Source organism: Pantoea agglomerans, from assembly GCF_021397715.1.
Lineage (GTDB): Bacteria > Pseudomonadota > Gammaproteobacteria > Enterobacterales > Enterobacteriaceae > Pantoea > Pantoea astica.
This window is the reverse complement of the sequence record NZ_CP090207.1, coordinates 1,915,244-1,937,613: the sequence shown is the minus strand read 5'-3', so window position 1 is coordinate 1,937,613 and position 22,370 is coordinate 1,915,244. Positions and strand designations below refer to the sequence as shown.

General features: G+C 56.2%; 21 protein-coding genes. 7 read left to right on the top strand and 14 right to left on the bottom strand.

Features of this window, described 5'->3' with window-relative positions:
- Positions 1–84 precede the first annotated feature (84 nt).
- The gene (locus LZU96_RS09230; protein WP_233987975.1) at positions 85–543 is read left to right on the top strand and encodes a DUF986 family protein; all 459 of its coding nucleotides are present in this window, start codon (positions 85–87) and stop codon (positions 541–543) included.
- Here LZU96_RS09230 and rlmA read toward each other — a convergent pair.
- From rlmA to LZU96_RS09205, 5 genes are all read right to left on the bottom strand, one after another.
- Positions 540–1,349, bottom strand: coding sequence for a 23S rRNA (guanine(745)-N(1))-methyltransferase (gene rlmA, locus LZU96_RS09225; RefSeq protein WP_233987974.1), 810 nt, complete (start codon positions 1,347–1,349; stop codon positions 540–542). The genes LZU96_RS09230 and rlmA overlap by 4 nt on opposite strands.
- A 137-nt stretch (positions 1,350–1,486) precedes the next feature.
- Positions 1,487–1,696, bottom strand: a complete 210-nt coding sequence (gene cspE / locus LZU96_RS09220; RefSeq protein ID WP_003852684.1) for a transcription antiterminator/RNA stability regulator CspE — start codon at positions 1,694–1,696, stop codon at positions 1,487–1,489.
- 81 nt (positions 1,697–1,777) lie between these two features.
- Positions 1,778–1,852, bottom strand: coding sequence for a DUF2627 domain-containing protein (locus LZU96_RS09215; protein WP_143811575.1), 75 nt, complete (start codon positions 1,850–1,852; stop codon positions 1,778–1,780).
- 527 nt (positions 1,853–2,379) lie between these two features.
- A complete protein-coding gene (locus LZU96_RS09210) occupies positions 2,380–3,384 on the bottom strand; it encodes an MBL fold metallo-hydrolase (RefSeq protein ID WP_233987973.1) in 1,005 nt (334 codons plus the stop codon).
- 18 nt (positions 3,385–3,402) lie between these two features.
- Complete coding sequence (locus LZU96_RS09205) at positions 3,403–3,675, bottom strand: YebO family protein (RefSeq protein WP_233987972.1); 273 nt, start codon at positions 3,673–3,675, stop codon at positions 3,403–3,405.
- A 212-nt stretch (positions 3,676–3,887) separates the two neighbouring features.
- On the opposite strand from LZU96_RS09205, the gene LZU96_RS09200 reads away from it, so the two are divergent.
- Positions 3,888–4,124 carry a YobH family protein gene (locus LZU96_RS09200; RefSeq protein ID WP_233987971.1) on the top strand — a complete coding sequence of 79 codons (237 nt, stop codon included), beginning with the start codon at positions 3,888–3,890 and terminating at the stop codon, positions 4,122–4,124.
- 34 nt (positions 4,125–4,158) lie between these two features.
- On the opposite strand, the gene kdgR is transcribed toward LZU96_RS09200, so the two are convergent.
- The gene (gene kdgR / locus LZU96_RS09195; RefSeq protein WP_233987970.1) at positions 4,159–4,950 is read right to left on the bottom strand and encodes a DNA-binding transcriptional regulator KdgR; all 792 of its coding nucleotides are present in this window, start codon (positions 4,948–4,950) and stop codon (positions 4,159–4,161) included.
- 363 nt (positions 4,951–5,313) lie between these two features.
- On the opposite strand from kdgR, the gene LZU96_RS09190 reads away from it, so the two are divergent.
- Positions 5,314–6,690, top strand: coding sequence for an MFS transporter (locus LZU96_RS09190; RefSeq protein ID WP_233987969.1), 1,377 nt, complete (start codon positions 5,314–5,316; stop codon positions 6,688–6,690).
- Positions 6,691–6,733: 43 nt separating this feature from the next.
- Here the strand turns inward: LZU96_RS09190 and htpX are convergent, their stop codons facing one another.
- The 4 genes from htpX to LZU96_RS09170 form a co-directional block, all read right to left on the bottom strand.
- Positions 6,734–7,615: a protease HtpX gene (gene htpX / locus LZU96_RS09185; protein WP_233987968.1), complete on the bottom strand. Its 882-nt coding sequence runs from the start codon at positions 7,613–7,615 to the stop codon at positions 6,734–6,736.
- Positions 7,616–7,859: 244 nt separating this feature from the next.
- Positions 7,860–9,899 carry a carboxy terminal-processing peptidase gene (prc, locus tag LZU96_RS09180; protein ID WP_233987967.1) on the bottom strand — a complete coding sequence of 680 codons (2,040 nt, stop codon included), beginning with the start codon at positions 9,897–9,899 and terminating at the stop codon, positions 7,860–7,862.
- Positions 9,900–9,918: 19 nt separating this feature from the next.
- Complete coding sequence (gene proQ, locus LZU96_RS09175) at positions 9,919–10,620, bottom strand: RNA chaperone ProQ (RefSeq protein ID WP_046288277.1); 702 nt, start codon at positions 10,618–10,620, stop codon at positions 9,919–9,921.
- Between the two features lie 96 nt (positions 10,621–10,716).
- The gene (locus LZU96_RS09170) at positions 10,717–11,217 is read right to left on the bottom strand and encodes a GAF domain-containing protein (protein WP_233987966.1); all 501 of its coding nucleotides are present in this window, start codon (positions 11,215–11,217) and stop codon (positions 10,717–10,719) included.
- Between the two features lie 212 nt (positions 11,218–11,429).
- On the opposite strand from LZU96_RS09170, the gene yebS reads away from it, so the two are divergent.
- The 3 genes from yebS to rsmF are packed head-to-tail and all read left to right on the top strand — an operon-like array spanning position 11,430 to position 16,786.
- Positions 11,430–12,674, top strand: coding sequence for a membrane integrity lipid transport subunit YebS (yebS, locus tag LZU96_RS09165; RefSeq protein WP_233987965.1), 1,245 nt, complete (start codon positions 11,430–11,432; stop codon positions 12,672–12,674).
- Positions 12,643–15,276, top strand: a complete 2,634-nt coding sequence (locus LZU96_RS09160) for a PqiB family protein (protein WP_233987964.1) — start codon at positions 12,643–12,645, stop codon at positions 15,274–15,276. Before yebS ends, LZU96_RS09160 begins: the two co-directional genes overlap by 32 nt.
- Before the next feature lie 43 nt (positions 15,277–15,319).
- Positions 15,320–16,786, top strand: a complete 1,467-nt coding sequence (gene rsmF / locus LZU96_RS09155) for a 16S rRNA (cytosine(1407)-C(5))-methyltransferase RsmF (RefSeq protein WP_409520463.1) — start codon at positions 15,320–15,322, stop codon at positions 16,784–16,786.
- A gap of 1 nt (position 16,787) precedes the next feature.
- On the opposite strand, the gene LZU96_RS09150 is transcribed toward rsmF, so the two are convergent.
- The 4 genes from LZU96_RS09150 to LZU96_RS09135 all read right to left on the bottom strand — a co-directional run bounded on the left by LZU96_RS09150 (position 16,788) and on the right by LZU96_RS09135 (position 21,513).
- Positions 16,788–17,435, bottom strand: a complete 648-nt coding sequence (locus LZU96_RS09150) for a metallophosphoesterase (protein ID WP_233987962.1) — start codon at positions 17,433–17,435, stop codon at positions 16,788–16,790.
- A gap of 236 nt (positions 17,436–17,671) precedes the next feature.
- Positions 17,672–17,887, bottom strand: coding sequence for a DUF1272 domain-containing protein (locus LZU96_RS09145; RefSeq protein ID WP_233987961.1), 216 nt, complete (start codon positions 17,885–17,887; stop codon positions 17,672–17,674).
- Positions 17,888–18,021: 134 nt separating this feature from the next.
- On the bottom strand, positions 18,022–19,347 hold the full coding sequence (locus LZU96_RS09140) for an MFS transporter (protein ID WP_233987960.1): 1,326 nt from the start codon (positions 19,345–19,347) through the stop codon (positions 18,022–18,024).
- A gap of 135 nt (positions 19,348–19,482) precedes the next feature.
- Positions 19,483–21,513, bottom strand: coding sequence for a choline transporter (locus LZU96_RS09135; protein WP_233987959.1), 2,031 nt, complete (start codon positions 21,511–21,513; stop codon positions 19,483–19,485).
- Positions 21,514–21,770: 257 nt separating this feature from the next.
- Here LZU96_RS09135 and betI point away from each other — a divergent pair, with 257 nt between their 5' ends.
- Positions 21,771–22,364, top strand: a complete 594-nt coding sequence (gene betI / locus LZU96_RS09130) for a transcriptional regulator BetI (RefSeq protein WP_233987958.1) — start codon at positions 21,771–21,773, stop codon at positions 22,362–22,364.
- The last annotated feature ends 6 nt before the right edge of the window (positions 22,365–22,370 follow it).

The window sequence follows — 22,370 nt, the reverse complement described above, 5'->3', positions numbered from 1 at the left end:
GGTCGGGAGCCCAGGCTCCCGACTTTTTTGAGCGTGGTGAGCTGAGCCCTGACGGGCTGATCTCACCCTGTTTGAGGAGGTTCCATGTCATTGACCGACATGTTGATTGCAGGCTGTATTGCCGCCCTGCTGCTGTTTGCGATTTACGATGAGGTGATTCTGCCGCGTCGTCGCGGGCCAACCCGCTTACGGGTGGCGCTGCAGCGGCGACACAAAATCGACAGTCTGATCTTCATTGGTCTGCTGCTGATTCTGCTGTGGAATAACGTCAGCCATCACGGCCCGCAGCTCACCACGTCTTTACTGATGGTGCTGAGCTTTCTGGCGTTCTGGCTGTTCTGGTTACGCCGGCCAAAACTGCTGATGAAAAACGGCGGCTTGTTTTATGCCGGCGTCTGGATCGATTACCGGCGGATTCAGGGGATGAATCTTTCTGAAGATGGCATTCTGGTGATCCAGCTCGAACAGCGTCGGCTGCTGGTGGCGGTGCAGCAACTTGACGATCTGGAGCGCATCTATAACACCCTGGTGGAGGCGCGTTAGTCGCGCTGCCACAGCGTCAGGGTGAAATCGGCGTCACAGTTGAACTGGTCGCTCTGCTGCAACGTTTGCCAGACCTCATCACGCGCTCGCCAGGCGAAAGGCGTCATCTGCAACAGCGTGGTGGCCGCCGCGCCGGTCAGCGCCATCGGATAACGCAGCGAATGCTGCGCCAGCAGGTGAAAATCGGGATAGGTTTTTTGTTCCGCCGCGTGCAACTGCACCTCGCGATAGATCAGTGCTTTAAACTGCTGCAGATGGTGCGGGCCGGGAGTAACGGTAAGCACGATGCCGCCGGGCTTCAGCACCCGCGCCAGCTCCGCTTCATTACAGGGTGCGTAAATCCGCACTATCGCATCCAGCGACTGGCTGGCAAAGGGTAAGCGCTGGCTGGAAGCCACGCAGAACAGCACCTCAGCGTAGCGCTTTGCCGCCAGCCGGATCGCCATTCTGGCAACGTCCAGCCCGTAAAACTGACCCGTCTCGCTGTTGGCTGCCGCCAGCGCCGCGGTGTAATAACCTTCGCCACAGCCAATATCAAGAATCTGGCTGCCCGGCTGGGAGAGCGTCGGGGCCAGCAGGCTGACCACCTGGTCGCGCAGCGGCTGATAATAGCCCGCCTCCAGAAATTCACGCCGTGCCTGCATCATTTCCGCGCTGTCACCCGGTTCACGCGAACGTTTATGCTGAACGGGCAGCAAATTGACGTAGCCCTCTTTCGCCTGGTCAAACTGATGACGGTTTTCACAGCGCCAGCTGCGCTCAGTCAGGATAAGAGGGGAATGGCAAAGGGGGCAGATCAACGACATGAGGCACTCCGGCAGCAGATAACGCGCCGCAGTGTACCCTTTACGTTTGCGCATCGGAAGCATAAAGAAAGCCCCGGCGAATTCGCCAGGGCTTTAAGATTCCGTGTCGAGGTGCAGTGCACCGAGTCGGAGTCGAATCAGATAGCAGTAACGTTTACTGCTGCCGGGCCTTTCTGGCCGTCCTGAATTTCGAACTCAACGCTTTGGCCTTCGGCCAGGGTTTTGAAACCATTGCCCTGGATAGCGGAGAAGTGTACGAACACATCTTTGCTACCGTCAGCAGGCGTAATGAAACCAAAACCTTTAGACTCGTTGAACCACTTAACCTGACCTTTAATCTTTGCCATTTTGCAAATTCCTTTGAATGTTTATTTAGCCCGAAGGCTGACCTACAGAGAAACCAGAGACGTTACTGAATGAGGCACTAATTAAGGTTCGGCAAGGAAGCGGTATTCAACGTCAACGTCTTTACTCGTAACTTCTTTACTGAAGATGCCATGCATAAACAGAACTGTACCTCGTTTAACCCACGAATTGTTATCACATATCCTTAAAATAATGGCAAGCCATTTTTAAACGAGGTGAGAAGCTTTGTCCACAATTGCCAGAGTGCTCACAATGAATGTTCCGTCTGGTACAGAAGACGCGCTTTTCGGCCCGATGAAATAAAGGCTTCCGCTATTCCGCCAAATGCCTTTGCAGTCGCAGTAGCCTACGCTTCTGCGCCCGGCTTCGGCTAAACTGATGGATACCATAAGAAATTATTATTTCACAAATATGGCAAACGCTAAAAGAATAAGCGAAGCGGTAGACCACAAAAGTGATTAACGCAGCGCCAATCCTGTACAGCGCACCTTATTTAGTACAAATATAAAAAGCACGTTGCACCAAAAACAGGATTCATCATTTTGTGCTGCGCCAAATAAAAGCATCAGTTCAGATTTTACTTATTAGAAATTTTGCTTTTGAAGTGAAAAATTGATGTCAGATAAAACAGAGGCTGATTAAAATCATTTCCTCTGCTTTAGGATTATTCCTGGTCGGTATTATCCAGTGCCCGGCTTTCACCTATTCGCCAGGCAGAAAAACAGGTCTCCTTCTCCCCTGCCCGCTGCAGCGCACGGTTCAGTTCGGCCGGTGGGGCATCTAAAGATTCATCAGCCAGTTCAAACACGCCCCAGTGGATCGGAACCGTTAACGGCCTGCCTGCCGCCTGCCAAAGCGCAACAGCCTGATCCGGGTCCATATGCTGGCTCGCCATGAACCATTTTGGTGCCCAGGCCCCGATGGGTAAAGCCGCAAGGTTGAAGGGTCCGAGACGGGTCGCAATCTCCAGCAAATTGTCACTGTAGCCGCTATCGCCCGAAAACCAGAAACGCAGCCCTGCCGAACGAATGACCCAGCCGCACCAGAGTGAACGATTGCGATCGCGCGGCGTTCGCATACTCCAGTGGCGCGCCGGTACCGCATCAATGCAGAGATCGTCAATCTGCAGCGACTGCCACCAGTCCAGCTGCTCCACCTTTCTGGCACCCTGACGGCTGAACCAGCCAGCCAGGCCGAGCGGCACCACAAATCTGACCTGCGGAAACCGCCGGATAATCTGTTTAATCGTCGGGGTGTCGAGATGATCGTAATGATTATGTGAGACCAGCACCAGATCGAGCTGCGGTAAATCGCGGATGTGCAACGGTGCAGGCGTCCGGCGCGGCGGCCCGGCAAAACGCAGCGGTGAAGCCCGCGGCGATAACGCGGGATCGATCAGGATATAGCGCTGGTTAATCCGAAGTAATAACGCAGCATGTCCCAGCCACCAGATGCGGTCATCGCTGCCGCTCAGATCGGCCGGTTGCCACCACCGCGCGCTAAAGCCGGCATAGCCCTGCTGCGGCGGCAGTGGCAATCCCTGCGCTTTACGCTCACGACGCCAGCGTTGCAGGTCGCCGGGCTGACGCGCATCGGGTTCCGGATTGCGAAAGCCCTCAGGCGTGTGATGCGCTTTACTGCTGTCATACCACGGATTTTTCCAGGCCATCCAGCCTCCCTGCGGGAATTAACGTTCCGGGATCAGGCGGATGAAATCGCGTTTATCCTGATCTTCCTCAGTTTTTTTGCTCTCTGAACCCGGCTGCGCCTCAACCAGACGGCGTAACAACAGGTTCTGCTTCTTCTGCTCTTCCAGCAGCAATTCGAGTAAATGAATCTGCTCACCGGCGCGCACGCTGGCCCGGTTGACAAAAAACCAGACGATAAAGGCCACAATCAAAATTATCACCAGCAGACCATAACTGACCAGTGGTCCCGAATTTGCGGCTAACTCATTCATAACTGCCTCATACACCTTAGTGGAAAGTCTGAAAACACGACAACCGCCCATTCTACCCTCAGGCCTGGTAAAAGATAATGGCTTTGCGCGAATACAGAATTTACCGTTTCAGTTATCTCTGATCGATCCGGCCAGAAAAGCGAGGCATGCTGGTACAATCACGACCAGCAGCAATATGTGGATCGCTGCGTTATCTGTCACAAGGAGACAAAATGAAACTGTTGATTCGGACAATAGGTTTACTGGCGGTCATCTGGCTGGCGATGCTTTTTACCGGTTACGGCGTATTGACCGGCAGCACCAAAAACGCAGCGGGTCTGGGATTGCAGTGCAGTTATCTTACCGCTCGTGGCCTTATCAGCGCGCAATATCTGCATACTGACAGTGGCGTAATCGGCGTTACCGATTGTCCGTTACTGAAGAAGAGCGGAGAAGTGATTGATAACTGATTTTTGAAACGGCGGGCGCAGTGGCCCGCTGTTGTCAGAAGTCGTAGTGATGAAATCCCATTTCTGCTGACAGAGTGCGTGCTGCGCGGTGCAGCATGGCCACATAGTCCTGTCTGGCGTCTTCTGAAAAACGGATGGTCGGGAAGGAAATACTCAATCCGGCGATCACCACGCCAAAGCGATCAAACACCGGTACCGCGATGCAGCGTAATCCCTCTTCCTGCTCTTCATTATCTTCGCCGTAACCCTGGATTTTAACCTGATCCAGCGTCTCAAGCAGCGCCTCTGCGCTTAACAGCGTATTGGCGGTGCTGCGTTTGAACTCAACGTCGCGCAGGATCTCTCTCACTTCCTGACGATCGCGCCAGGCGAGCAGCACTTTACCAATGGCGGTGGTATGCAGCGGATTACGCCGGCCGATGCGTGAATACATGCGCAGGTTGTAGAGTGAATCAATTTTGTGGATGTAGACTATGCTGTCTTCTTCCAGCGCCCCGAGGTGAATCGTCTCTTTGGTCAGGCGCGACAGCTCCCGCATCTGCACGTCGGCGCTGCGGATCAGATCGACGTTCTGCAACGCTTTTGCACCCAGCTCAAACAGCTTCAGGGTCAGCGAATATTTTTCACTCTCCCCTTCCTGAGTAACGTAACCCAGCGACTTCATGGTTTGCAGAAAACGGTAAACGGTACTTTTCGACATCATCACGCGCTGCGCGAGTTCCGTAATACCGTGATCGCGCTCTTCACCCAGTGCCTGCAAAATACCGAACACTTTAAGTACCGAGGAGACTGAATCGGGCTGTTTGTCATTTTCAGCAGAGGACATCGCGCACCTTGTTAAACCTGTTTCAAAAAAAATGGAACGGACTGTCAGTATAGAGCGAGGCTGGCGACGGCGGAAATGATTTCGCGCCTCAGGCCGCCTTTATCCATCAGAATCGTGACCGGTAAGACGCCAGCAACACCGCGTCGTGCGGTGCGTTTCCGGCGCTGGCCCAGCCGCGGAAAACCAGGCATTCCGCCGGTCTGGGTGAGTGGCAGCCGGGATCAGCGGATGAAGCATGAGCGCCGCAGAGGCCGCTGCCGGCGCTAAGACATATTTTAAGACAGTTTTTTGTCACAAGACTCGCTGCTTTTTCATGGCAATTTCATTAGCATGGTGATATTCACCCTCTTTAGTAATTACCTTATGCCGACCTCTACTCCGCAAGACGGACTCCCTGTTGCCCAGCGCTACTGGGCGATTCTGACCATCGCGCTGGGCATCACCATGGCCGTGCTGGATGGTGCGATTGCCAACGTGGCGTTACCGACCATTTCCCGTGAACTGAATGCCAGTCCGGCGGAATCGGTATGGATCGTCAATGCCTACCAGATTGCGATTATCGTTTCGCTGCTGTCGCTGTCGTTTCTGGGCGATATGCTGGGCTATCGCCGTGTTTATCAGGCCGGGCTGGCGCTGTTTATTGCAACCTCGCTGTTCTGCGCCCTCTCTACCTCGCTGAATATGCTGACCTTTGCCCGTGTGCTGCAGGGCTTTGGCGGCGCGGCCCTGATGAGCGTGAATACTGCGCTGATACGCATTATTTATCCGCAGCGCTACCTTGGCCGCGGAATGGCAATCAACTCGCTGATTGTGGCGGTATCGACCGCAGCCGGCCCGACGGTGGCCGCGGCGATTCTCTCCGTTGCCAGCTGGAAATGGCTGTTTCTGATTAACGTGCCGCTGGGCATAATTGCGCTGTGGCTGGCGCTGCGTACCTTGCCGGATAACCCGCAGAAAGCGACCTCGCAGAAGTTCGATATTCCCAGCGCGATTATGAATGCGCTGTTTTTCGGCCTGCTGATATCCGCTTTAAGCGGCTTTGCTCAGGGTCAGAATGGCTGGCTGGTGCTGGCGGAATTGGTGGCGTTGCTGCTGGTGGGGCTGTTCTTTATTCGACGTCAGCTGAACATGGCGGTCCCGCTGCTGCCGGTGGATCTGCTGCGTATCCCGATTTTCAGCCTGTCGATGGGCACCTCGGTCTGTTCATTCTGCGCGCAGATGCTGGCCATGGTGTCATTGCCGTTCTTCCTGCAGAACGTGCTGGGCCGCGATGAGGTGACAACCGGTTTGCTGCTGACGCCCTGGCCGCTGGCGACCATGGTGTTTGCCCCGATAGCCGGACGACTGATTGAGCGCGTCCATGCCGGCCTGCTTGGCGGCATCGGTCTGGCGATGTTTGCAGCCGGACTGTTTCTGCTGGCGATGCTGCCGGTCCAGCCTACCGATGCGAATATTATCTGGCGGATGATGCTATGCGGCGCAGGTTTTGGCCTGTTTCAGTCCCCCAATAATCACACCATTATCACCTCTGCACCGCGTCACCGCAGCGGTGGTGCCAGCGGAATGCTCGGCACCGCCCGCCTGCTGGGTCAGAGCATCGGTGCGGCACTGGTGGCGCTGATGTTTAACCTGTTTGACCAGAGCGGCACCCATGCTTCTCTGCTGCTGGCCGGTGGCTTTTCAAGCGTGGCGGCGGTGGTCAGCCTGTCACGCATGACCCAGACCCGCGCCGCGGCATAAAAAAAGGCGACCCGAGAGGGTCGCCTTCATACTGTCATCACGCTTACTTCAGATACTGACCGCTGCGCAGGGCTTCAATACGCTTATCTAACGGCGGATGCGACATAAACAGCTCGCTGAACGATTTGCCTTTACCGTTAATACAGAACGCCATCATGCTGCTGGGTTCCTGCGGTTCATAGCTGGTTTTCAGGCGCTGCAACGCAGCAATCATTTTCTCACGACCCACCAGCTTCGCAGAACCGGCGTCGGCATGAAATTCACGGTGACGTGAGAACCACATGGTGATGATGCTGGCAAGAATACCAAACACCAGTTCCAGCACCATCGATACCGCAAAATAGACCAGCGGATTACCGTTGCTGCTCTCCTCACCATCACGGTTACCGGACATAAAGCCCGCCGCGATCTGCGCCAGAATACGTGAAACAAAGATCACAAAGGTGTTCACGATACCCTGAATCAGCGTCATGGTGATCATGTCGCCGTTGGCGATGTGGGAGATTTCGTGTGCCAGCACCGCTTCCGCTTCGTCACGGCTCATGTTTTGCAGTAAGCCAGTGGAAACGGCTACCAGCGAGGCGTCACGCCGTGCACCGGTTGCAAAGGCGTTGATGTCCGGCGCGTGGTAGATCGCAACCTGCGGCATCGCAATACCGGCCTGCTGCGCCTGGCGTCCAATGGTCGTCATCAGCCAGCGTTCCGTTTCGTTACGCGGCTGTTCAATTACTTCACCGCCAACCGAACGCAGTGCCATCCACTTCGACATCAGCAGTGAAACAAACGCACCGCCAAAGCCAAACAGACCCGCCATGATCATCAGGCCCTGAACACTGCTTGACTGGATCCCTGTCAGGCTGAGAATCAGCCCGAAAACCAACATCACAGCCAGGTTGGTCATCAGGAAAAGAGCAATACGCATCATATTTGTTAATCTTCCTCAGTGGTTCACGCGCATGTGCGCGGATACATATCCTATGTCCATTGTGCCGCTTTTCAAGCGACCTTAACGTTTAAGTGTCTAAAAAGACATAACTTTACACTTTGTCATCTTCGCCGCTCTGCATCGCTGCTGCATCGGTTTACTGACGCTTATCAAAGATGACCGGCACGCCATTTTTCCAAAAAAAAAGCACCGCTGAACGGTGCTTTTTCATCGCGACGGCGGCTTATTTAGCCGCAGGCGCGTCGGGCTGAGATTTATCGAGCTGCGCCAGGTCGTTGGCAATCTTCACCGTCTCATCAAGATACGGGTCCGGCTCTTTATAATCCTTCGGCAGTTCATCGAGGTTTTTCAGCGGTTTTTTGCCTTCGGCCTGATAACGGGCATTGATCCGCTCCAGTCGCGACGCATCATCTTCGTGATCCTCTTTCTCACGCTGAGCGAGATTGAGCGACACGATGTTGCGTTTATCTTTCAGGGCATTGTAACGGGCAATGTCCTTCATGATGTACTGGAACTCACGATCCTGAGCGATGCGATCGGCATGCTGACGGGTCAGCTGCGGTACCAGCGGTTTCACATCGCCGGTTTTGACGTAGGTCGCCGCATTGATGCTGTCCCACGGCAGCGCATTGTCCTCGAACTTCTCACCGGTTTCAGCCGCTTCTACGCCGGTTGGCATCAGCAGATCGGGCGTAACGCCTTTACGCTGCGTACTGCCGCCGTTGATGCGATAGAACTTCTGAATGGTGTAAGAGACCGAGCCCAGCGCTGGCCATTCCGGGCGCAGCATCTGATCGTAGATGCGGTTCAGCGAGCGATACTGCTGAACGGTGCCTTTACCAAAGGTCGGCTCACCGACAATCACCGCGCGGCCATAATCCTGCATTGCCGCCGCGAAAATCTCTGAGGCTGAGGCACTGAAGCGATCGACCAGCACCACCAGCGGGCCTTTATAGTAGACCACGCCATCGTTGTCGCTGTCTTCGCGCACCCGACCGTTGTTATCACGTACCTGCACCACCGGGCCACTCGGAATAAACAGGCCGGAGAGTGAGACGGCTTCGGTCAGCGCGCCACCACCGTTGGTACGCAGATCGATCACCACGCTATCCACGTTCTGCTTTTGCAGTTTCTGCAGCTGCACTTTAACGTCATCAGTCAGGCCGACATAGAAGCCGGGAATATCGAGTACGCCGACTTTCTGCTTACCAACATTCCGCACGCTCATTTTCACCGCCCGATCTTCAAGACGGATCTTCTCACGCGTCAGCGTGACGGTGCGGGTTTTGGTGCCTTTACCGGCAGGCAGCACTTCCAGACGGACTTTGCTGCCTTTCGGGCCTTTAATTTTTGCTACCACGTCATCCAGACGCCAGCCAATCACATCTTCGATAGGCTTGCCAGGCTGACCCACACCAACGATGCGGTCACCCACGGTAATGGCTTTACTTTTCGCAGCCGGACCGCCCGCCACCATGGAATTGATCACGGTGTAGTCGTCATCCATCTGCAGCACCGCGCCGATCCCTTCCAGCGACAGGCTCATTTCGGTATTGAACTGTTCGGTGTTGCGCGGTGAGAGGTAGCTGGTGTGAGGATCGATTTCGTGGGCGAAGGCATTCATCGCCAGCTGGAACACATCTTCACTGTTGCTCTGCGCCAGACGACGGATCGCGAAGTTATAGCGCTTGGTCAGCACATCGCGAATCTCTTTCTCGTCTTTACCGGCCAGCTTCAGGCTCAGCTGGTCATATTTGACCTTGGCATCCCACAGCGCGTTCAGCTCAGACTGATCTTTCGGCCAGGGTGCTTTGGCACGGTCAATATCGATGGTGTCGTTGCCGCTAAAATTCATCGGGCGAGCCAGCACCGTCAGCGCATACTGATAGCGCTCAAAGCGGCGTTTCTGGGCCAGATTGTAGAGATCGTAAAACAGGTCCAGCTTACCGCTGCGCAGCTCATCGCCGACGGTGGTTTTTCTGCTGGCAAACTGGGCCACATCCGAGGCCAGCAGCACGTTATGGCTGTAATCGAGCATGTTCAGGTAGCGATCAAAAATTTTCGCTGAAAAGTCCTGATTCAGATCGAACTGGCGGTAGTGGGAACGGGTAAAGCGTGACGTGACGCGCTCACTGACCGTCGGGTCCTGCGCATCCTCATGTAACTGGGGGATCTGGTCGGCGCGGGTAATATTCTCCGCGCCAAAGGAAGGGCCTGACAACAGCAGGCCCGCAATAAGTCCAATTTTAAAAAGGGTGTTCATGCCGGGGTCAGCCTCCGTTTCAGAACTGCAAATGTTCTGCGCGCACAATCATTGCCATGCCGGAAGCGAGCTGGACCCGAACGCCGTCTTTCGATACTTCAAGAACGGTCGCGTCCATCGCACTTTTGCCTGCTTTAACTTTAATACTCTGGCCGGGCTGCAAAGTTGAGGTATCAGTGATGGGTCGGGCTTGCTGCTCCGGGCGTGGGGCCGGTTTGCGGTGCTGTGAGGCGGTCGGGCGTTCTGCTGCGGTCTGCGGACGCGGTTTACGCGCGGCGTCGCCTTCGGCAGGTTTACGCGCAGCCGGCTTGCGTGGACGACGCGGTGCGGCGCCCTCTTCGCTTTCGCCTGCTTCACGACGTGCGGCACGCTGCTGATCACGCTGCGCCTGAACACGCGCTTTGGCGTCTTCCAGTTGCTTACGTGCATGCTCTACGTGTTGCTCATCCAGCACGCCACAGGCGTTACCGTCGAGATCGACACGGGTCGCACCGGCTTTGATGCCGTACAGATAGCGCCAGCTGGAGGTATAAAGGCGTAAGGCAGAACGCAACTGCGTTTTGCTCAGATTCATTTCGCCCTGAACACGCTCGACCAGATCCTGAAAGATACCGATCTTGAGCGGACGCGCTTCACCTTCAGCGCTAAAGCAGTGCGGAAAGCGCTCCGCCAGAAAGCTGATGACTTCTTTACTGCTATTCAACTTAGGTTGATTTTCCATGAAATTTCCTGATTACAACGGGTTTGCCGACCAGCGCAGGCATGAACAGGCGACATTATAATGACAACATCGCTAAATGCCATGTGATCCAGTCGATTAGCTGCGCGTCAGCTGCAGATATTTTTCTAAGTCGCTGTTCGCAAGCACTTCACAAAGCCCATCAGTAAGTGTGACCAGCCCCGATTCGTCGTCGCTGTCAAAGCGATTGTATTCCACACTGTCGATGTCCAGCACCCCAACCACAGTGCCATTCACTTTCAGAGGAATCACAATCTCAGCATTACTGGCTGCGTCGCAGGCGATGTGTCCCGGAAAAGCATGCACATCATCCACGCGTTGCACTTTCTCTTCGGCCAGCGCGGTACCGCATACGCCTTTACCGACCGGAATACGCACACAGGCAATTTTGCCCTGGAACGGCCCCAGCACCAGCGTATCCGCTTCCGTCAGCAGGTAGAAACCTGCCCAGTTCACGCCTTCGAGACGTTCATACAACAGCGCGCTAAAGTTACCCATTGCGGCGAGGAACGCCGTTTCTCCCGCCAGCAAGGCGCGCATATCGCGATTCAAATCGGCGTAAAAGGCAGTTTTGTTCATTATTTGACCGTTACCAATGACATCTGAGCAGGGTTATTTCCCGCTCGTTAAAAATAAGCACTAAATATCCAGAGCCACAAGGTGAATCATAGCGTTAGTTACTATACCCTTAGCATTCTGTGGATCGAAGCGTGATGCCCGAGACAGGCACACAGGCGCTGTCTTAACGACCGATATGTGTTACTTACGATGAGCGAAGATTGCATCACCCTATGAAAATTCACGCTATCAGCCAGTCATTGCCTCACGCACGTTATCAGCGTTGTCCGCAATGCGATACCCTTTTTTCCTTACCGGATGTGAAATCGCATCAGTCGGCCCATTGCCCGCGCTGCAATGCAGAAATTCTCAGCGGCCGCGACTGGTCAATGACCCGATTAATGGCGATGGCCGCCACGATGATGGTATTGATGCCATTCGCTTTTTCTCTGCCACTGGTGGATATCCGGCTGCTTGGCATGCGGATTAACGCCAGCGTGCTGGAAGGCGTGATCCAGATGACCCAGCAGGGTGATGTGCTGACCGCCTCAATGGTGGCGTTTTGCACTATCGGCGCACCGGTCACGCTGGTGGCGGGCATCTGTTACCTCGGTATCGGTCATCGGCTGGGAATGAACTTACGTCCGGTGCTGTTGATGCTGGAGAAGCTCAAAGAGTGGGTGATGCTGGATATCTACCTGATCGGTATCGCCGTTGCCTCAATCAAAGTGCAGGACTACGCTTCGCTGGAGCTCGGCTACGGCCTCGCCGCCTATATTGCCCTGACGGTGCTGAGTGTGCTGACGCTGATCCATCTCAACATTGAGCAGCTGTGGGATCATTTCTATCCGCAAAGCCCCGGCAATGTCGCACGCGATGACCTGCAGGTCTGCCTCAACTGCCACCACACCGGCGTGCCGGATGCGCGGGGGCGCTGTCCGCGCTGCCACACGCCGCTCGACTTCCGCCGCCGTCACAGCCTGCAAAAATCCTGGGCGGCGCTGATTGCCTCTATCGTGCTGCTGATCCCGGCCAACCTGATGCCGATTTCAGTGGTTTACCTCAATGGTTCACGGCGCGAAGACACCATTTTCTCCGGTATCGTTTCGCTGGGCTCCGGCAATATTCCCATCGCGGCGATCGTATTTATCGCCAGTATTCTGGTGCCGTTCACCAAAGTGCTGGTGATGCTGACGCTGCTGCTAAGCATCCACTTCCGCTGCGAACAGGGGCTGAAAACCCGAATCCGGTTACTGCGATTCGTCAACTGGGTTGGCCGCTGGTCAATGCTCGATCTGTTCGTGATTTCGTTAACCATGTCGCTGGTCAACCGTGACCAGCTGCTGGCTTTTACCATGGGACCGGCAGCGCTGTTTTTTGGTGCCGCCGTGATCCTGACCATTATGTCTGTTGAGTGGCTGGACAGCCGCCTGCTCTGGGATGCACATGCAACAGGAAACGCCGACTACACCGACTAACGCCACGCTGCGCAACAAGCGCAAAATTTCGCCCTTCTGGCTGCTGCCGATCATTGCGATGCTGATCGCCTGCTGGCTGCTGTGGACCAATTATCAGGAGCGCGGCACCACCATCACCATCAATTTCCAGACGGCGGATGGTATCGTGCCGGGCCGCACACCGATTCGCTATCAGGGTGTGGAAGTGGGAACCGTGCAGGGCATTAATCTGAGCGATGACTATCGCAGCATTCAGATCAAAGCCAGCATCAAGAGCGACATGCGTGATGCGCTGCGTGAAGATACCCAGTTCTGGCTGGTCACGCCGAAGGCATCTCTGGCGGGCGTATCGGGGCTGGATGCGCTGGTCGGCGGTAACTATATCGGCATGATGCCGGGCAAAGGCAAGCCGAGCGAAGCCTTTACCGCCCTGGATACCCAACCCAAATATCGGGTGAATACCGGCGAACTGCTGATCCACCTGCATGCCCCCGATTTAGGATCGCTGAGCACCGGCTCGCTGGTCTATTACCGGAAAATTCCGGTGGGTCGAGTCTATGACTACAGCATCAACAACAAAACCGATGGCGTGGCGATTGATGTGTTAATCGATCGTCGCTTTACCAATCTGGTGAAAACAACCAGTCGCTTCTGGAACGTGTCGGGCGTCAATGCTGATGTCAGCCTGAGCGGCGCCAAAGTGCAGCTGGAGAGTCTGGCGGCGCTGGTTAACGGTGCGGTGGCCTTTGACTCACCTGACGATGCGCAACCGGCTAAAGCGGATCAGAATTACCAGCTCTATCCCGATCTGGCCCACAGCCAGCGCGGGGTGCTGATCACCCTCGACCTGCCTGACGGCAAAAATCTCAAAGCGGGCAGTACGCCGCTGATGTATCAGGGCCTGGAAGTCGGCACTCTGACCAAACTCAATTTGCAGGACGGCGGTAAAGTCACTGGCGAGCTGACCATCGATCCTTCCGTAGTGGGCCTGATGCGCAGCGGCACCCGCATTGAGATGCGTAGCCCGAAAATCAGCCTGACTGATACCAGCCTCAGCGCGCTGCTGACCGGTAACACCTTTGAACTGGTGCCGGGCGAAGGCCCGCCGCAGCAGCACTATACCGTGCTGGCGTCGAATGAGTCGCTGCTGCAGAGGCCCGACGTGCTGACGGTAAAACTCAGCGCGCCGGAAAGTTATGGCATCGATCAGGGCCAGCCGCTGATGCTGCACGGGATGCAGATTGGCCAGGTAATGTCGCGCTCGCTGGATGAAAATGGCGTCAACTTCGTGGTGGCGGTCAATCCGGAAAATCGCGAACTGGTGCATGGCGACAGCAAATTTATCGTTAACAGCCGGCTGGATGTGAAATTCGGACTGGATGGGATGCAGGTGCTGGGAGCCAGCGCCCGTGAGTGGGTTGATGGCGGTATTCGCCTTGAGCCCGGTCAGAAAGGCCAGCCGAAAACCCGCTATCCGCTGTTTGCCGATGCGGAAAAAGCCAAAGAAGGGATTATTGGTGACGCACCGTCAACCACCCTTACGCTGACCGCCACCAGCCTGCCCGACGTGCAGGCCGGTTCCATCGTGCTCTACCGCAAGTATCAGGTCGGTGAGATTGTGAAGGTGACGCCACGCGCCGATGCGTTTGATATTGCGGTGCATATTCAGCCGGAGTACCGCAAGCTGCTGACCAGCGAAAGCGTCTTCTGGGCGGAAGGCGGCGCGCGGGTACAGCTGAACGGCAGCGGCCTGACGGTACAGGCTTCGCCGCTTAACCGCGCGCTGAAAGGCGCGATCAGCTTCGATAATATGAGCGGTGCGCTGTCAGCCAAAGGCGACAAACGCATCCTCTATCCGTCGGAAACTGCGGCGCGCGCAGTGGGTAGCCAGATCACGCTGCATACCTTCGATGCCAGCAAGCTGTCGGCCGGTATGCCGATTCGCTATCTCGGCATTAATGTCGGCCAGGTGGAGTCGCTGTCGCTGAGCAGCGATAAAAATCAGGTGGTGGCGAAAGCGGTGCTCTATCCGGAATATGTGGATGATTTCGCCCGCCTCGGCAGCCGTTTCTCGGTGGTGTCACCGGAGATCTCCGCGACCGGCGTGAATCATCTGGAAACGCTGCTGCAGCCTTACGTCAACGTCGATCCCGGCAAAGGACGCGCGGCGCGCACTTTTGAACTGCAGGAGAGCACCATTACCGATTCGCGCTATCTGAACGGTCTGAACATCTACGTCGATGCTACCGAAGCCGGATCGCTGTCGCTGGGAACGCCGGTGCTGTTCCGTGGGGTGGAAGTGGGTACCGTGACCGGCACCTCGCTGGGTAACATGGCTGACCGGGTGCAGATTGCGCTGCGTATCAGTAAGAAATATCAGCATCTGGTGCGTAACAACTCGGTCTTCTGGCTGGCGTCAGGCTATAACCTCGACTTTGGTCTGATTGGCGGCGTGGTGAAAACCGGCACCTTCCAGCAGTTTATTCAGGGCGGCATCCAGTTTGCCACACCGCCAACCGTGCCGCTGGCACCACAGGCGAATCCGGATAAACACTTCCTGCTGCAGGATGAAGCGCCGAAAGAGTGGCGGAACTGGGGAACGGCGATCCCCTCTCCACGCTAAGCTAGCCTGAAACGGGCAGCCTGGCTGCCCGTTTCCTTTCTCCATGCTACACTGCCGCCTTTGCCTTAACTGGAATGTGCCCGTGTCAGACTCCTCTTCGCTTTTCCCCGCTGATTTTCTCGCGTTAATGCGTCAGAACCTGCCTGATGATGCCAGCTTCGAACAATTTATCGCCATCAGCCAGCAACCGCTGCGCCGCAGCCTGCGCGTCAATACCCTGAAAATCAGCGTGGCCGACTTCCTTACTCAGACCGCGCCCTATGGCTGGCAACTGACGCCGGTGCCGTGGTGCAGCGAAGGATTCTGGATCAGCCGTGAAGATGAGAGCCTGCCGCTCGGCAGCGTAGCTGAACACCTCAGCGGCCTGTTCTATATTCAGGAAGCCAGTTCGATGCTGCCGGTTACCGCGCTGTTTGATGCACAGCCTGAGGCCACGGCAGTGATGGACATGGCCGCCGCGCCCGGATCGAAAACCACCCAGATTGCCGCGCGGATGAATAACCAGGGCGTCATTCTGGCGAATGAGTTTTCCGCCAGCCGGGTTAAAGTGCTGCACGCCAATATCAGCCGTTGCGGCGTCAGCAACAGCGCCCTGACCCACTTTGATGCCCGGGTTTTCGGCCCGGCGCTGCCGGAACAGTTTGACGCGATACTGCTCGACGCGCCCTGCTCTGGCGAAGGCGTGGTGCGAAAGGATGCTGATGCGCTGAAAAACTGGACGCTGGAGAGTACCGCACAGATAGCCGCGACCCAGCGCGACCTGATCGACAGCGCCTTTCACGCGCTGAAGCCCGGCGGGACGCTGGTCTATTCGACCTGTACGCTCAATCAGCTCGAGAATCAGCAGGTCATCGCCTGGCTGCTACAGCGCTATCCCGATGCTGTCGAGGTGATGCCGCTCGATCAGCTGTTTGAGGGTGCCGCGCAGGCTGCAACGCCTGAGGGCTATCTGCACGTCTTTCCGCAGCTGTTCGACAGCGAGGGCTTTTTCGTGGCGCGGTTGCGCAAAACTGCCCCGGTTGAGCCGCTGCCTGCGCCGACTTACAAAGTCGGTAAGCTGCCGTTCTCCCACCTCAGCCGCAAGCTGGAAAGCGAAATCCGGCAGGCCGCTGCCGCTGTCTCGATCAAATGGGATGACTCACTGGAACTGTGGCAACGCGATAAAGAGATCTGGCTGTTCCCCGCCGCCGTGACACCGCTGCTGGGTAGAGTGCGCTTCTCGCGGATTGGCCTGAAACTGGCCGAAACCTTTGCTAAAGGCTATCGCTGGCAACATGAAGCGGTGATCGCGCTGGCCCAACCCGCACCGGAACAAACGTTTGAACTCAGCGCCGCAGAAGCTGAGGAGTGGTATCGCGGCCGCGATATCTATCCGGAAACGGCGGTAACGCGTGATGAGATGATTGTCACCTGGCAGCGGCAACCGCTGGGGCTGGCGAAAAAAGTCGGGAGCCGGATTAAAAACAGTTATCCGCGCGAACTGGTGCGTGACGGGCGTCTGTTCCGCTAGGTCACTGCAGCTGAATCAGCGTCAGGTGATTGCCAAACACCGCGCCGGTATCGATGTAATGCAGATTATCCACCTCCAGCGGCTGCTGGAGGGGCGTGTGTCCGAAGTAAAAAGCGTCGGCGCCTTCAATCGCGCCCCGCTGACCCGATTCTATCGCCTGCAGCCGGCGGCGACTCCACACCACATCCTGCCAGTTAAGCGGTTTTTCCCAGCCGTAGCGGGCTGAAGGATAATCGGCATGGGCCACCACGATAATGCGCTGCTCAAGCTGCAGATGCAGAATCAGCGGCAGTTCACGACAGCGCAGCAGAGCGTGACGCGCACTGATCAGTGCCGCACCGCGCAGTTGCCAGAACCAGTCACCGCCGTTCATCTGCCAGAGCGCCACGTCGTGACCCTGTAACGCCGACAGCGCCATCTCCTCATGGTTACCGCGCACACAGCGAAACCAGGGTTCGCCAAGCAGTGCCAGACAACCCGCGCTCTCTTCACCCCGATCGATTAAATCACCGGTACACAGCAGTAAATCCTGTTGCGGATTGAACTGATGACGCAATAACAGCGCATCAAGTTCGCGACGACAGCCGTGCAGATCGCCGACAATCCAGATCCTGTCCCAGTTTTCACCGTTGAGATAGTGATAGTGCATAGTGTGACCTTCAGCGGAGGATTAAGGACGATAGCTGAAGTATAGATCGGGGCGATGGGCTGCGCGGCAACAGAGAGCCAGTCAGGCGCCAGAAAAGGATTGTCCCTTCCGGCGCTTATCTCCGGCACTCAGTAAAGGTGGTAGCTCTGTCAGGGACGACCTGCATCATAGCGATATCGCCGCCTTAAGACTATTCTGTACAGAAAATAACCCGTGTCATTTGGGCCAGAAACGGCTCAGGCGCGGGTTTTAGCCGGAAATTTTACCAGCTTTTCTGCCGGACGAATCGGCCGCCGCACCAGTTCACCGCCACAGTTGGGGCAGAGATGGTTCAGTGACTGTTCGGCGCACGCTGCGCAAAAGGTGCATTCAAACGAGCAGATGCGCGCCTCGGTCGAGGCTGGCGGCAAATCGGTGTCACAGCGTTCACAGTTGGGGCGAAGTTCCAGCATGGTGTTTATCCAGACGAAGACGAGTTCACCAGCTTCGCCTGGCGAGGCGCGATTGTCGAGCCTCTCATCTGAGCAATCACTGGAACTTATCGGGAGCGCTGGCGGCGACCGGTGCCGCCACGCCCCGACTGTGGTTATTTTAACGGCGCATCTTCGCGCTGATCTTCCCCCTCTTCCTGCTCTTCGTCCGGCTCAGGCTCGCTGTTGCCCATTGATGCCTGGATCACCTCCTCTTCCAGCGTGGGGATCAACGCCGCACCCAGCGGTGAGGTGGCGAGGCTATCCGGCATCACCACATGCGGCAATGGCACTTCAGTAGTGGGCAGCGGTCCTGGGGCTTTGACATAACTCAGTCCGGCAATCACCAGCGCGCACAGGCTAAAGAACAGGTAGAGCATATTGCTGCCAAATGGCTGTATCAGCGCCCCGATCACCAGCGGGCCAATACTGGCACCAATGCCAAACGCCATCAGCAGACAGGCGGTTAACGAGACCCGCCGTTCAGCAGCGACCTGATCGTTCGCCAGCGCCACCTGCAACGGATAGAGCGAAAACTGCATCATACTGGCGACAAAGGCGATGCCGATCATCCAGTTAAAGGTCAGATGCGGCAACAGTACCAGCGGCACGCAGGCCACGGCAAACAGGATAGCCATGCAGAACAGCAGCCGCTGACGGTCATAACGATCCGACAGCCAGCTGAGCGGAAACTGCGACACCAGCCCGGCAAAGATAGTCAGGCTCATAAAGTAGCCGGTCTGGCTGGTGGTAAAACCTTTACTGCTGCCGTAAACCGGCGCCAGACCATAAAAAGCGCCGATGACCATGCCGGTCACCAGCGTGGTCCCGAGCAGTTTAGGAATGGTGCGAATGAAGTAGCCGAGCTCCATCGGCGCGGGCGACATTGGCTGAACATGGGTACGGGTGGTGAGCGCAATCGGCACCAGACAGAGAGCAAAACAGAGCGCCACAATCAGCAGCGTGCTGACGTCAAAGCCGCTTTGCAGGCTGAGGATCACCTGCCCGCCGCTCAGACCGAGATAGGTAGCGACCATGTAAAAACCAAAAATCACGCCGCGCTGCGACGATTCCGCCTGATCGTTGAGCCAGCTCTCCAGCACCATGTACTGACACATCATGCACAGCCCGATAATCAGGCGCAGGAAGACCCACAGCGGAATAAAATCAGTCAGCCCGTGACCAATGACCGAGGCGGTAATAATCCCGGCACAGGCAACGTAAGCGCGAATATGACCGACGCGGGCGATCAGGTTGTGCCCGACTTTGCCACCAATCACCAGCCCGATGTAGTTAGCGGCGATAATCGCACCGATCAGCGCGCCATTGACCTGCTCACTGGCGAGCCGGAGTGAAACATAGGTGGTTAACAGGCCCGACCCCAGCAGCATCAGCAGCGTGGTGGTGTACAACGGCAGAAACGTACTGAATATTTTACGCATACGACTCCCTGTCTACATCTGGCAGGCATCAGGCCAGTAAGCCCTGAATATAGCCGATTTGTCACCGATGCGACGCAGGATCGCCGCACCGGCGATAAAAAAAGCCCGTAAACAACAGAGTTTACGGGCTGACAGTTACATGCTCGGGAAGGTGATATTACTGCCCGGCGCCTCACGGTTGAGATGGATAAAGTTCAGGTGGCGCTCATACTGATCGAGAATATCGATGATCACCTGCTCTTTGCTGTAGTCCATCAAATCGTTACCCTGGCTGCCCTCCAGCAGGAAGGTTTCCAGCCGGTAATAGGTCGATTTACCGCTGCGGGCGCGATAGGTAAAGCCCGGAACCGAGTATTGCTGCGGCCAGACCTGATAGACAAAATCCTGCTCTTCGCCAAGGTGGACGCGCAGGTCCAGATAGCCAATCGGATTGTTATCATCCGGTGCCACTTTTTCCAGCGTGACGCCACCACCGCGCAGCTCCAGCTCTTTCGCCACTTCCTGCATCGCCGGATAGATAGTGTTTTCCATCATCTGCTGGGTATAACGCGAGCCAGGATAATTCATCAGGCGCGACAGGCGCTTTTTCCAGGTCAGACGATCGGTGGCATGGGCCAGATAAGGTGCCGTATCACGCGTGGCACTGGCGCGACGGTGGTCCTCCACCTTCAGCGATTTATACAGTCCGGCCATCACAAAGAAGATGACGAAACTGAACGGCAGCCCCATGATCACCGTGGTGTTCTGCAGCGCAGAGATCCCGTTGGTCATCAGCATACTCAGCGTCAGTACCCCGATCGCAATCGACCAGAAAATACGCAGCCAGTTTGGCGCATCGCTGTTGATATCCTTCAGCTTTGAGGTGAAGTTACCCAGCACCAGCGAACCGGAGTCGGCCGAGGTGACGTAAAACAGCATCCCGGTAATGGTCGCGACCGAGGCACTGAGTTTAAACGCCGGGTATTGCGCCAGCAGGCTATAGAAACCGCGTTCGGCATGGGCCATCACTTCCTGCGCGAAACCGGCATTACCGTGAATGATCTGGTAGAGCGCGGCGTTGCCAAATACCGACAGCCACAGCAGCGTAAAGGTAAACGGAATGATCAGCGTACCGAGCACAAACTCGCGGATAGTACGACCCCGGGAGATACGCGCCAGGAACAGCCCGACAAACGGTGACCAGGCGACCCACCATGCCCAGAAGAACAGCGTCCAGCTATTCATCCATTGCGTCGGTCGATCAAAGGCAAAGGTATTGAGCGTCATGCCCATGAAGCGGTTGATGTAATCGCCGACGTTCAGCACCAGTGCATTCAGCAGAAATTCGGTATTACCGAAGAACAGCACAAACAGGATCAGGCCCAGCGCCAGCACCACGTTCAGCTCTGACAGGATACGAATCCCTTTGTCGACGCCGGAGGTCACTGAAATCGTGGCGATCACCACCGACAGCACAATCAGCGCCGTCTGCGCGGTCAGCCCTTCCGGAATATCAAACAGCACTTTCAGCCCGTAATTGAGCTGTACCACCCCGATGCCGAGCGTGGTGGCGATACCAAAAATGGTGCCGACCACCGCAGCGATATCCACGGTATGTCCAATCGGGCCGTAGATACGTTTACCAAATATCGGATAGAGCGCCGAACGAATGGTCAGCGGCAGGTTATAGCGATAGCTGAAGTAGCCGAGCGCAATGCCCATCAGCGCATACATCGACCAGCCGGTCAGGCCGTAGTGGAACAGCGTCCAGACCATCGCCTGGCGTGCGGCCTCCAGCGTCTGCCCCGCCCCTTCCGGCGGCTGCATGTACTGGGTCACCGGTTCGGCGACCGAGAAGAACATCAGATCGATACCGATACCGGCGGCAAACAGCATTGCCGACCAGCTCAGCACGCTAAATTCGGGTTTGGACTGCTCCGGCCCCAGTTTGATCGAGCCAAACCGTGAACAGGCCATGTAGAGCACAAACACGATGTAGAGCGTAGCAGCCAGCATGTAGTACCAGCCGAAGGTCGCGGAGACCCAGTTCACCGCCGAGAGGATCCAGCCGCCGGCCAGATCGCTGTAGAGAATCGTCACAAGTGAAAACGTCAGAATCAATCCGGCAGAGGTGTAGAACACAACGGGATTGAGTCTGTCTTTTTCACCGGCAGGTGGATTATTCATCGATTACCTCTGGTTAGTTTTCCTGAAAATATGCAATGGGTAAATGTCGCCGCCTGCGGCTGACGCGCCGTGCGGCCTGTTGTTGTACTCTCTTTTCCTGATTTGCCGCTTCGGCAAACGAGTCTATTTTAGCACTCAATGCCGTTGCGCTTTCGCTACATTTAAAGAACAGCATCCTAACAACTTTTCTTTTTATATTGAACGTGCAATCAAAAAAAGTTTTAATAGGCACTCGATTTGAGGGTGGAGCTGGAGCTATGCCAAAGGTGGGGATGCAGCCGATACGACGTCGGCAATTGATTGATGCGACCCTGAGCACGATTAACGAAGTGGGGATTAACGATGCCACCATCGCCCAGATTGCCCGCCGTGCGGGTGTGTCGACCGGCATCATCAGTCACTACTTCAAAGATAAGAACGGCCTGCTGGAAGCGACGATGCGTGATGTGACGCGCCAGCTGCGCGATGCGGTTTCAGCCCGGCTGCAGCCGCTGGCTGATGCCCCGGCAGAGCAGCGTCTGCGGGCAATCGTCGACGGCAATTTTGATGAAACCCAGGTGCACAGCGCCGCGATGAAAGCCTGGCTCGATTTCTGGGCAAGCAGTATGCATCAGCCCCAGCTGAATCGACTTGAGCGGGTCAGCAGTCGACGACTTTACTCGACGCTGGTCGCCGAATTTCGCCGCGAACTGCCGCTGGAACAGGCGCGTCTCGCCGCACATGGGCTGGCCGCCCTGATCGACGGCTTATGGTTACGCGCCGCGCTGAGCGGGAAGCCGTTTAAGCCGGTGGTAGCCCGCACACTGACTACCCAATTCATCCGTCAGCAACTGGCTGGCGAGCACGAATAACGGAAG

Coding starts and splice junctions, on each gene's coding strand:
- LZU96_RS09230 (WP_233987975.1), top strand. CDS start 85: ATGTCATTGACCGACATGTTGATTGCAGGCTGTATTGCCGCCCTGCTG.
- rlmA (WP_233987974.1), bottom strand. CDS start 1,349: ATGTCGTTGATCTGCCCCCTTTGCCATTCCCCTCTTATCCTGACTGAG.
- cspE (WP_003852684.1), bottom strand. CDS start 1,696: ATGGCAAAGATTAAAGGTCAGGTTAAGTGGTTCAACGAGTCTAAAGGT.
- LZU96_RS09210 (WP_233987973.1), bottom strand. CDS start 3,384: ATGGCCTGGAAAAATCCGTGGTATGACAGCAGTAAAGCGCATCACACG.
- LZU96_RS09205 (WP_233987972.1), bottom strand. CDS start 3,675: ATGAATGAGTTAGCCGCAAATTCGGGACCACTGGTCAGTTATGGTCTG.
- LZU96_RS09200 (WP_233987971.1), top strand. CDS start 3,888: ATGAAACTGTTGATTCGGACAATAGGTTTACTGGCGGTCATCTGGCTG.
- kdgR (WP_233987970.1), bottom strand. CDS start 4,950: ATGTCCTCTGCTGAAAATGACAAACAGCCCGATTCAGTCTCCTCGGTA.
- LZU96_RS09190 (WP_233987969.1), top strand. CDS start 5,314: ATGCCGACCTCTACTCCGCAAGACGGACTCCCTGTTGCCCAGCGCTAC.
- htpX (WP_233987968.1), bottom strand. CDS start 7,615: ATGATGCGTATTGCTCTTTTCCTGATGACCAACCTGGCTGTGATGTTG.
- prc (WP_233987967.1), bottom strand. CDS start 9,899: ATGAACACCCTTTTTAAAATTGGACTTATTGCGGGCCTGCTGTTGTCA.
- proQ (WP_046288277.1), bottom strand. CDS start 10,620: ATGGAAAATCAACCTAAGTTGAATAGCAGTAAAGAAGTCATCAGCTTT.
- LZU96_RS09170 (WP_233987966.1), bottom strand. CDS start 11,217: ATGAACAAAACTGCCTTTTACGCCGATTTGAATCGCGATATGCGCGCC.
- yebS (WP_233987965.1), top strand. CDS start 11,430: ATGAAAATTCACGCTATCAGCCAGTCATTGCCTCACGCACGTTATCAG.
- LZU96_RS09160 (WP_233987964.1), top strand. CDS start 12,643: ATGCAACAGGAAACGCCGACTACACCGACTAACGCCACGCTGCGCAAC.
- rsmF (WP_409520463.1), top strand. CDS start 15,320: ATGCTACACTGCCGCCTTTGCCTTAACTGGAATGTGCCCGTGTCAGAC.
- LZU96_RS09150 (WP_233987962.1), bottom strand. CDS start 17,435: ATGCACTATCACTATCTCAACGGTGAAAACTGGGACAGGATCTGGATT.
- LZU96_RS09145 (WP_233987961.1), bottom strand. CDS start 17,887: ATGCTGGAACTTCGCCCCAACTGTGAACGCTGTGACACCGATTTGCCG.
- LZU96_RS09140 (WP_233987960.1), bottom strand. CDS start 19,347: ATGCGTAAAATATTCAGTACGTTTCTGCCGTTGTACACCACCACGCTG.
- LZU96_RS09135 (WP_233987959.1), bottom strand. CDS start 21,513: ATGAATAATCCACCTGCCGGTGAAAAAGACAGACTCAATCCCGTTGTG.
- betI (WP_233987958.1), top strand. CDS start 21,771: ATGCCAAAGGTGGGGATGCAGCCGATACGACGTCGGCAATTGATTGAT.